The following is an 8,462-nucleotide window of genomic DNA, read 5'->3' on the forward strand; positions in this document are numbered from 1 at the left end:
GCATGGCCCGACCGACTCCTGAGGAACTCGAAGCCGCCCGCGACCTCCTGGTCCCCGACGTGGTCGCGGCCGGCCTCCACGTGCTGTTCTGCGGCATCAACCCCGGACTGATGTCCGCCGCCACCGGCCACCACTTCGCCCGTCCCGGCAACCGGTTCTGGCCGGTGCTCCACGCCTCCGGCTTCACCCCGCGCCGCCTCCACCCGTCCGAGCAGCACCTGCTGCCGCGGTACGGGCTGGGCATCACCAACGTCGTGGCGCGGGCCACGGCCCGGGCGGACGAGCTGACCGACGAGGAGTTCCGCGAGGGCGGCCGGCTGCTCGTCGAGAAGGTGGAGGCCCTGCGGCCGCGCTGGCTGGCGGTCGCCGGAGTGACGGCCTACCGGACGGCCTTCGGCGACAAGAAGGCCCGGATAGGTCCCCAGGAACGCACCATAGGCACCACGCGCATCTGGGCGCTGCCCAACCCCAGCGGCCTCAACGCCCACTGGTCGCTCGCGACGATGGCGGAGGAGTTCGGACGGCTGCGAGAGGCCGCCGAGTCCGCCTGAGCGGGAGCGCCAGGAGTGATGGCACTGGGGTCCCGGTCGGCGGGCCCTCAGGTGTGCCCGAGGACGCGCGCGCCGGGCCCGTCGGGATCGGTGCCCGTGTAGAAGTCCCAGACGGCGTTCTCCCACTCGGCCAGCGTCAGCCGGCCGTCGCCGTCGGCGTCCAGCGCGGTGAACGCGTCCCGCGCCCGGTCCTCGGGGATGCCCAGGGCCTGCTGGGCGGCGGCGAACTCCGCGGCGTCGACGACGCCGTCGCCGTCCTGGTCGGCGACGGCCAGGTGTGCGCGGACCGTCGGCTTCACCATCGAGCGCAACGTCCCGTCCTCCCGGGCGGCCTCCAGCGCGGCGACGAACGCCGGGAGGTCCACGCGGCGGGCGCCGCCGTCGGGGGTGTGCGAGACGACGCCCTTCCAGTAGACGTCGGCCGCGTCCTCGGCGGCCCGGGTCAGCGGGTCGTGCGGCGGGACGCCGAGCGCGTCGGCCAGCTGCCGGGCCCGGCCGCGGACGTCGTCCTGGCTGACGAACCCGTCGTCGTCCACGTCGAGCTGCCGGAAACGGTGTTCGTACTTCTCTCGCAGCACATCGCTCACGGGCGGGTCCTCCTGTGCCGGGGCCTGAAAGGTGCCTCCACTGTGCGGGCGCGGCCCGGGGCGGGCGGGCGTACGCCCCCGTGAACCGCCGTCAAAGCTGCCCGGGTGGAGCACGCCCGGGCGGCACCGGCCCTCGCCGCCCCCGGGCGCACCGGCTACGATCCGGTGGCGGCAAAGAGGACGCAAAAGACGCGGACGCGCGAGACGCGAGAGCAGGGAGGCGGCGACGTTGGGGCGGCTCACCGGTGGGGACCCGTCCCTGCTGCGGCGGATCAATTCGACCGTGGTCCTGCACGCGCTCCGGGCCGCCGCGCCGTCCTCCTCGCCCACCCTGACCGACCTGGTCAAGGCCACCGGCCTGTCCCGGCCGACGGTGGAGGGCGTGGTCGAGGGGCTGATCGACGCGGGCCTGGTCGCGGAGGCGTCCGCCGAGGAGGGCGTGGCCCGGCGCCAGGGGCGTCCGGCGCGGCGGTTCCGCTTCCGGGCGGAGGCCGGGTACCTGCTCGGCGTCGAGATCGGGCCGCACCGGGTGGCGGCGCTGCTGTCCGACCTGAGCGGCCGGGTGACCGGCTCAGCGGCGGCGGACGTGACGGAGACCGCGCCGGCGGACGAACGGCTGGAGCGCGTCCGGGCGACCGTCGCCGACCTGCTGCGGCGCTCCGACGTGCCGCGCGGCGCGCTGCGGGCGGTGGGCGTGGCCAGCCCCGGCATCGTCGAGGCGGACGGCACGGTCCGGCTGGGCACGGCCCTGCCGGAGTGGACGGGACTGCGGCTCGGGGAGCGGCTGCGGCGCTCGTTCCGCTGCCCGGTGCTCGTCGAGAACGACGCCAACGCCGCAGCCGTCGCCGAGCACTGGAAGGGCGCGGCGCGCGGCGTCGACGACGTCGTCTTCGTCCTGGCCGGCCTGAGCCCCGGCGCCGGTTCCCTCATCGGCGGCCGGCTGCACCGCGGCTTCGGCGGCGCGGCCGGCGAGATCGGCGCCCTGCACCTGCTCGGCCGCGAGGCGACGCCGGAGGAAGTCCTGTCACCGACGGACGAGCCGCTGCACCCGCTGGACGAGGCCCAGGTCGTCCGGGTGTTCGCCCTGGCCAGGGAGGGCGACGAACGAGCACGCGCCGCGGTCGACCGCTACCTGCGCCGCCTGGTCCACGACGTGGCCGCCCTGGTCCTGGCCCTCGACCCCGAGTTGGTCGTCGTCGGCGGCTGGGCCGCGGGCATCGGCGGCATCCTCGATCCGCTCCGCACCGAGCTGGCGCGCTACTGTCTGCGACCGCCTCGGGTGGCGCAGTCGCTGCTCGGCGACTCGGCGGTGGCGACCGGAGCTTTGCGCTTGGCGCTGGACCATGTGGAGGGCGAACTGTTCGCGGTGGAGCGACCGGTCACGGCGCGGTGAGGTGTGCCCCGGTCCCGCCCCTTCGCCGTTTCCTGGGGCTGCCGCCCCAGACCCCGCTGATCGCGGCTTCGCCGCTCGTCCTCAAACTCCCCCAGAGGGGGCACCCCCAACGGGCTGACTTATCAGCCCGTTGGGGTGCCCCCTCTGGGGGAGGGACCGGGGCACCCCACACACGCTCAGCTCGCCAGCAACCTCACCGGATCCCCCTCCCCGAACGTGAGCCGGCACGTGTCGGCGCGGTACGTGGCGACGGACACCGCCGCCGTCCGTCCCTCCGCGAAGTAGCGCGTGGTGACGAGGAGGACGGGCGCCCCCGGCAGCCGATCGAGCTGCTTCGCGTCATCCGCCCGAGCGGATCCGAGCTCCACCGCCCGGTCCTGCCCCTCCAACGCGAGCCGTTGGAGCGCACGGAGGACACCGCGGGCGCGGGCCGCCCCGGGGGCGGTGTCCGGGACGTCGAGCCCGGGGACGCCGGCGGCCGGGACGTAGAGGAGCTCGGTGGCGACGGGACGGCCGTGGCTGCTGCGGGTGCGGCGGACGGTGTGCACGGGCTCGTCGCGGCCGGTGCCGAGGAGCAGGGCGACGGCGGCGGGCGGCGCGGCCTCGGCGCTGTCGACCGGCTGCCAGTCGTCCTCGCTCGCGCCGGGCCAGGCGTGTTCCGCGTCGGCGACGGCGACGCCCACCCGCGGCGGCGCGACGGTGGTGCCTACGCCGCGGCGGCGCTGGAGGCGGCCCTCCAGCTCCAGTTGTTCGAGCGCCTGGCGGAGCGTGGCGCGCGCGACCCCGAACCGGGCGGCGAGTTCACGTTCGTTGGGCAGGATCTCCCCCACCGCGAACTCCGAGTCGAGCGCGTCGCTCAACACCGTCTTCAGGTGCCAGTACTTCGGCTCGGGCGCCGTCTCCAACTGCGTTGTCCCCACCCTCATCCTCCGCAAGGCTTTTCGCGCGCTTCTTTATTAAAGGTTGTTGCAGTATGCCTGTGACCATAGGACGGTGTGTGCACTTGGTCAAGACCAATGCATGGCATCCGTCGAGGTGGTACGGACCTTTCGACACCCTCGGTGACCGACGGAGGCCGCCCATCCCCTTACGCGCGGGAGCACCGTCACCAACCGTCGCCGCCGCCACGGAGTAAGCGGGGTGAGCGGCGCGCGGGGGCGCACGCCGGGAGCCGTGAGCGCCGGACGCGTCACGGGTCTACCCAGCGGTAACCGTTACTGACATCCTGTCTACAAGACCCCCCGAGGATCAGCAGGAGCCGACTCATGGGTGACACCTCGCAGACCGACGCCTCGCAGACCGCGACGTTCTCCCTCGACACCCCCGCCGGGCCGCGCGAGGCCCAGGTCGTCTACCGGCGCGCCGGGGAGGGCGCCCCGCTCGTCCTGCTGCACGGCATCGGCCACCATCTCCAGGCGTGGGACCCGGTGTTCGACATACTCGCCGCGGAACACGACGTCGTCGCCGTGGACCTGCCCGGGTTCGGCCGCTCCCCCGCGCTGCCCGCCGCGGTGCCGTACGACCTGCCGAGCACGGCCGCGGTCCTCCGCGCGTTCTTCGAGGCGCTCGGCCTGGACCGGCCGCACGTGGCCGGCAACTCCCTGGGCGGTCTGATCGCCCTGCAACTGGGCCACGAGAAGCTCGTACGCACCGTCACCGCCCTCTCGCCCGCCGGGTTCTGGACGGAGTCCGAGCGCCGCTACGCGTTCACCGTCCTCAGCGCGCTGCGCAACGGCGCCCGCCGGCTGCCGCCCGAGCGGCTGGCCCGGCTGGCCGCCACGGCCGCCGGCCGGGCCGCGCTGGTCAGCCTGGTGTACGCCCGCCCCGGCCGGCGATCGGTCGACGCCGTGCTGGCGGAGGCGAGCGCGCTGCGGGACGCCGTGGGGTTCGAGGCCACCCTCGCCGCCGGGCGCGAGGTGCTGTTCGCCCACGACCTGCCGGACCTGCCGGTCACCATCGCCTGGGGCACCCGCGACCGGGTGCTGCTGCGCCGGCAGGGGATCCGCGCCGTGCAGGTGATCCCCGGCGCCCGGCTGATCCGGCTGCCGGGCTGCGGACACGTGCCGATGAACGACGATCCGGCGCTCGTCGCCCGCGTCGTCCTGGACACCGCCGCACGCCAGGACGTGCAACGGGCGGAACAGCAAGTCGCGTAACGGGAGTCGTAACAGGAGTTACGCATGTGACGGAAGAGCCCCCAGGGAAGCTTGATCCACTGCGCATAGGATCTGCGGACCAGAACAGCACGACAGCACGACCTTGGGGGATTCGCAGTGGCTTCCACCGCGCGCACCGTCCTCGTCCCGGCCGCCGTGGCCGTGGCGCTCCTCGCCGGGCTCACCGCCTGCGGCTCGGACTCCGGTTCCGGGAAGGACGACGACCCTGCGAAGGAGAGGACGGAGCGGTCCGCGCACCTCGCCTGGCCCGGCGCCGCGCTGCCGGGCCTGGCGGCGAAGCCGGCCTGGACCGTGCCCGCGGCGCCGGGCGGCACCGCGGTGTTCGCGGTCGGCGACGCCTTCGCCGTGGTCACCGCGCCGGGCGCGGAGAAGACCGCGAACGACAAGGGGACCGCGCTGCGGCAGGGCGCCAAGACCGTCGAGTTCCGCGACGCGCGCGACGGCGCCGTGCGCCGGACCCTCAGGCTCGGCGACGCCCGGGTCATGGCGGACACCTGGCACGGCGCCCCGGCCCTGCGCGTCCAGGTCACCACCAAGACCGCCTCCGACGGCATGACCTCCGACAAGGACACCACGGTCGACGAGGTCTACGACGGGCACGGCAAGAAGCTCGGCAGCGCCCCGCTCGCCGACGGGGCGACGTTCTCGGACGGCTGGGTCGCCAAGGGCGGGTCCGCCACGCGCGCCGACGGCGGGTCCGCCATCAAGCTGGACACGGCCGGCGACCCGCGCGCCGTGCAGGGCCCCGCCCACTCCCAGGACCAGCACCGCTACGCCCCTGAGCGGCGGACGTTCGCGGGCGACCACGCCTTCTCCTACGAGCAGGTCGCCCACGGCCCGTTCGACGGCATGAAGCGCCTGGTGGTCACCGATCTGGCGACCGGGAAGAAGGCGTGGACGACCGCCGAGGCCGGCCGCCCGGACAAGGCGATCCCCGAGGACAAGTCCCATGACATCAACGTCGTGCCGGTGACGGTCGTCGGCGACCGCGTCGTCCTCGCCTGGCAGACGGACGGGGACAAGCACGCCTCCGCCGAGCCCTGGATCCTCTCGGTCAACGACGTCAGGACGGGCCGGCTGCTGGCCACGGGCCCGGTCGTCCGGGCGGACGCGCCCGGTTCTATGACCGACTTCGGCGATCCGGTCTCCAACCCCACCTTCCTCACCACGTACGACGCGTCGACCGGGACGGTCGTGACGGCGGGGCAGCCGGACATGGGCAAGCCGTGGCTGGCCACCGCCTGGGACCTGAAGAGCGGCAAGCGGTTGTGGGCCCAGGGCCCGGACGAGAAGGACTTCGCGCTGCTGAACGCCGGCGACGGCGTGGTCTACGGCTACACCAACCCCGGGACGCAGGGGTACTGGGACCCGATCGCCGTCGACGTGAAGACCAAGAAGGTGCTGGCGAAGAAGCTCGACAACGACCGGATCCCGGTCTTCAGCTCCGACGGGCACGGCGCGGTCTCCGTGGACCAGGGCGTCTTCGTCTTCCCGGCGGCCTGACCGCACGGCTCGCCGAACGTACCGACTGCCCGAACGCGCCGGGGGCGCGGGTCCGTTGACCCGCGCCCCCGTGCGCCGCCCCCCTTGCTCACACGTCCCCCGCTCACGCGTCCCGGCGCCGCAGCGCCCACCAGCCCGCCGCCGCGGCGGCGACGGCCCACAGTGCCGCGACGCCGAGCCCGCTCCACGGACCGAGCGCCCCCTCCGGATCGGTCGACATCATCTGCTGCCCCGCCCGGTCGGGCAGGAACTGCCCCGCGCCGCCCAGCGCGTCGGGCCCCAGGACCGGCGACAGCAGGCAGACCACCGGAACCAGCAGCCCCAGCGTCCCCACCGGGCTGCGCAGCACGGCCGCCGCGGGCGTACGCCCTGCTGGCGCCGCTGCCGCTGATCGCCCTCGCGGCCCTGGTGGTGGGGGCGGGCGAGCTGGGTGTGGCCGGTCAGTTCCAGGGGTTGGCCGGCTGGTCGTTGATGGCCGTCCAGAAGCGGGTGCCGGCGGGGACGTCGCCGTAGGCCCAGAAGCTCCAGCCGCCCGAACTCTCCAGATCGGGCCCGTATCTGCCGTCGTGGAACTCGGCCATCCGCCAGCCGGTCCCGAAGTTGTTGGCGCAGACGCCGTCGGCGACCGCGCGGCCGGTGAGCCGGGTGCCGCGGATCGGGGCGGTGGCCGCGACGGCGCCGCGGGCCCAGCCCGCGTAGAAGTCGGGGGTGATTCCGGCGGGCGCCGGGCGGCCGTCGACCTTCAGGCAGAGCAGCGGCAGTGCGGTGGTGGTGGCGGTGTCGCCCTGGTAGGCGTTGCTCAGCGGGCCGCCGCCGACGCGGACCGTGCCGGCGGGGCCGTCGGCGAGCAGGGTCCAGGTCATGGCCTTGCCGTTGGCGTCGGGGGCGGGCGGGGCCGCCGCCGCGGGGGCCGTGAGCGCACCGGCCGCGGCGAGGGCCGCGGCGCCGAGGGCGAGCACCGTTTTCACCGAGCGCATGACTTCTCCTCACTGGCGTGAACGTCGTGACGCGAGTTGTGAGCGCGGGACGTGGCGCGAGCCGTGACCGCGAGTCGTGCGTGAGCTGTGACCGCGAGGCGTGACGTGAACTGTGACCGCGAGGCGTGACGCGAGACGCATGGCGTTACGGTGGGGAATTCTCCACGTCCTTCACAAACCCCCCAAGGGCAGAACCGGTCACACGCCCCCGGCGTCCGCCGCGACCCGCCCGGTGACGAACCGGACCCGCTCCCCCACCGCCGCCCGGGGCAGCTCCACGGCCTCGTAGCCGAGTTCCGCGTAGGCGGCGGTCACCGCCTCGTGGGTGCGCACGGCCTCCTCGTAGGACTGCCGGCGCTCGGTGTCCCGCGCGTAGATCTCCGGCCAGGGCGGGGCGGTGAACACCCGGGGGTGGTACCGGAACCGCTCGGCGGCGGCGCGGACGTGCGCGGGCACCGGGCGGCCTTCGAGCCGCAGGTAGCCGATGACGTCGGGGAGGCCGCGGTCGAAGTAGACGGTCCCGGGGCGCTCGGCCGCCTCGTGGTAGGAGCGCAGTTCCCAGCAGAGCATCAGCTCGGCGAAGAGGCCGGGGTCCGTCCAGGGCAGGGCCCGGCCGCCGATGGCCGCCTGGTCGCGGATGACGCCGCGGCCGGCCTCCCACGAGCGGTGGTGGCCGGCCGCCGCCAGGGCGTCGATCAGCGTGCTCTTCCCGGCGCCGGGCCCCCCGGTCACCACGACGAACCGCTTCCGCTCGACGAACCGCTTCCGCTCCATGCGCTCCCGCCTCCCCCACCGGTGCTTTCCCCACTCGGCCCCACCCGACCGTACGCCCGGCGCGCGTCGCCCGTGACGGGCGCCCCCGGTGCTGGCAGGGTGGCTGCTCCGGTGGAAGCGTGGAAGCTGGGAAGCCCAGACGGAGCGGAGTGCGGTGTGATGGCCGAGCAGGTGGACGTCGTCGTCATCGGAATGGGCCCGGGCGGCGAGCACGTCGCGGGGCGGCTGGCGGAGGCCGGGCTGCGGGTGGTGGGGGTGGAGGCGGAGCTCGTCGGCGGCGAGTGCCCGTACTGGGGCTGCGTGCCCAGCAAGATGATGATCCGGGCCGGCGGGCTGCTGGCCGAGGCCCGGCGGATCCCCGGGATGGCCGGGGCGGTGAAGGTGGTCCCGGACTGGTCGCCGGTCGCGGCGCGGATCCGCGAGGAGGCCACCGACGACTGGAACGACCAGGTGGCCGCCGACCGGTTCCGCGACAAGGGCGGCCGGTTGGCGCGCGGCCG

General features: G+C 74.7%; 10 protein-coding genes. 5 read left to right on the top strand and 5 right to left on the bottom strand.

Features of this window, described 5'->3' with window-relative positions; genetic code table 11:
• The first annotated feature begins 2 nt into the window (after positions 1-2).
• On the top strand, positions 3-551 hold the full coding sequence (gene mug, locus JNW98_RS21870; protein WP_223769968.1) for a G/U mismatch-specific DNA glycosylase: 549 nt from the start codon (positions 3-5) through the stop codon (positions 549-551).
• A 47-nt stretch (positions 552-598) separates the two neighbouring features.
• Here mug and JNW98_RS36670 read toward each other — a convergent pair whose 3' ends face one another.
• Complete coding sequence (locus JNW98_RS36670) at positions 599-1,138, bottom strand: EF-hand domain-containing protein (protein WP_223769969.1); 540 nt, start codon at positions 1,136-1,138, stop codon at positions 599-601.
• Positions 1,139-1,367: 229 nt separating this feature from the next.
• Between JNW98_RS36670 and JNW98_RS21880 the strand changes: the two genes are divergently transcribed.
• Entirely contained in the window at positions 1,368-2,531 is a 1,164-nt protein-coding gene (locus tag JNW98_RS21880) for an ROK family protein (protein ID WP_223769970.1), read from the top strand.
• A gap of 176 nt (positions 2,532-2,707) precedes the next feature.
• Here JNW98_RS21880 and JNW98_RS21885 read toward each other — a convergent pair whose 3' ends face one another.
• Positions 2,708-3,451 carry a GntR family transcriptional regulator gene (locus JNW98_RS21885; protein WP_223769978.1) on the bottom strand — a complete coding sequence of 248 codons (744 nt, stop codon included), beginning with the start codon at positions 3,449-3,451 and terminating at the stop codon, positions 2,708-2,710.
• 345 nt (positions 3,452-3,796) lie between these two features.
• On the opposite strand from JNW98_RS21885, the gene JNW98_RS21890 reads away from it, so the two are divergent.
• On the top strand, positions 3,797-4,687 hold the full coding sequence (locus tag JNW98_RS21890; protein ID WP_223769971.1) for an alpha/beta fold hydrolase: 891 nt from the start codon (positions 3,797-3,799) through the stop codon (positions 4,685-4,687).
• 117 nt (positions 4,688-4,804) lie between these two features.
• On the top strand, positions 4,805-6,211 hold the full coding sequence (locus JNW98_RS21895; protein WP_223769972.1) for a hypothetical protein: 1,407 nt from the start codon (positions 4,805-4,807) through the stop codon (positions 6,209-6,211).
• 103 nt (positions 6,212-6,314) lie between these two features.
• Here the strand turns inward: JNW98_RS21895 and JNW98_RS21900 are convergent, their stop codons facing one another.
• The 3 genes from JNW98_RS21900 to JNW98_RS21910 all read right to left on the bottom strand — a co-directional run bounded on the left by JNW98_RS21900 (position 6,315) and on the right by JNW98_RS21910 (position 7,962).
• Complete coding sequence (locus tag JNW98_RS21900; protein ID WP_223769973.1) at positions 6,315-6,560, bottom strand: hypothetical protein; 246 nt, start codon at positions 6,558-6,560, stop codon at positions 6,315-6,317.
• A 91-nt stretch (positions 6,561-6,651) separates the two neighbouring features.
• Positions 6,652-7,188 carry a hypothetical protein gene (locus JNW98_RS21905; RefSeq protein WP_223769974.1) on the bottom strand — a complete coding sequence of 179 codons (537 nt, stop codon included), beginning with the start codon at positions 7,186-7,188 and terminating at the stop codon, positions 6,652-6,654.
• A gap of 198 nt (positions 7,189-7,386) precedes the next feature.
• Positions 7,387-7,962: an AAA family ATPase gene (locus JNW98_RS21910; protein WP_223769975.1), complete on the bottom strand. Its 576-nt coding sequence runs from the start codon at positions 7,960-7,962 to the stop codon at positions 7,387-7,389.
• Positions 7,963-8,121: 159 nt separating this feature from the next.
• Between JNW98_RS21910 and JNW98_RS21915 the strand changes: the two genes are divergently transcribed.
• The coding region (locus JNW98_RS21915) for an FAD-dependent oxidoreductase (protein ID WP_223769976.1) at positions 8,122-8,462 on the top strand (341 nt) is incomplete at its 3' end.

Origin of the sequence: Streptomyces huiliensis, assembly GCF_020037025.1 — a bacterium.
Lineage (GTDB): Bacteria > Actinomycetota > Actinomycetes > Streptomycetales > Streptomycetaceae > Streptomyces > Streptomyces huiliensis.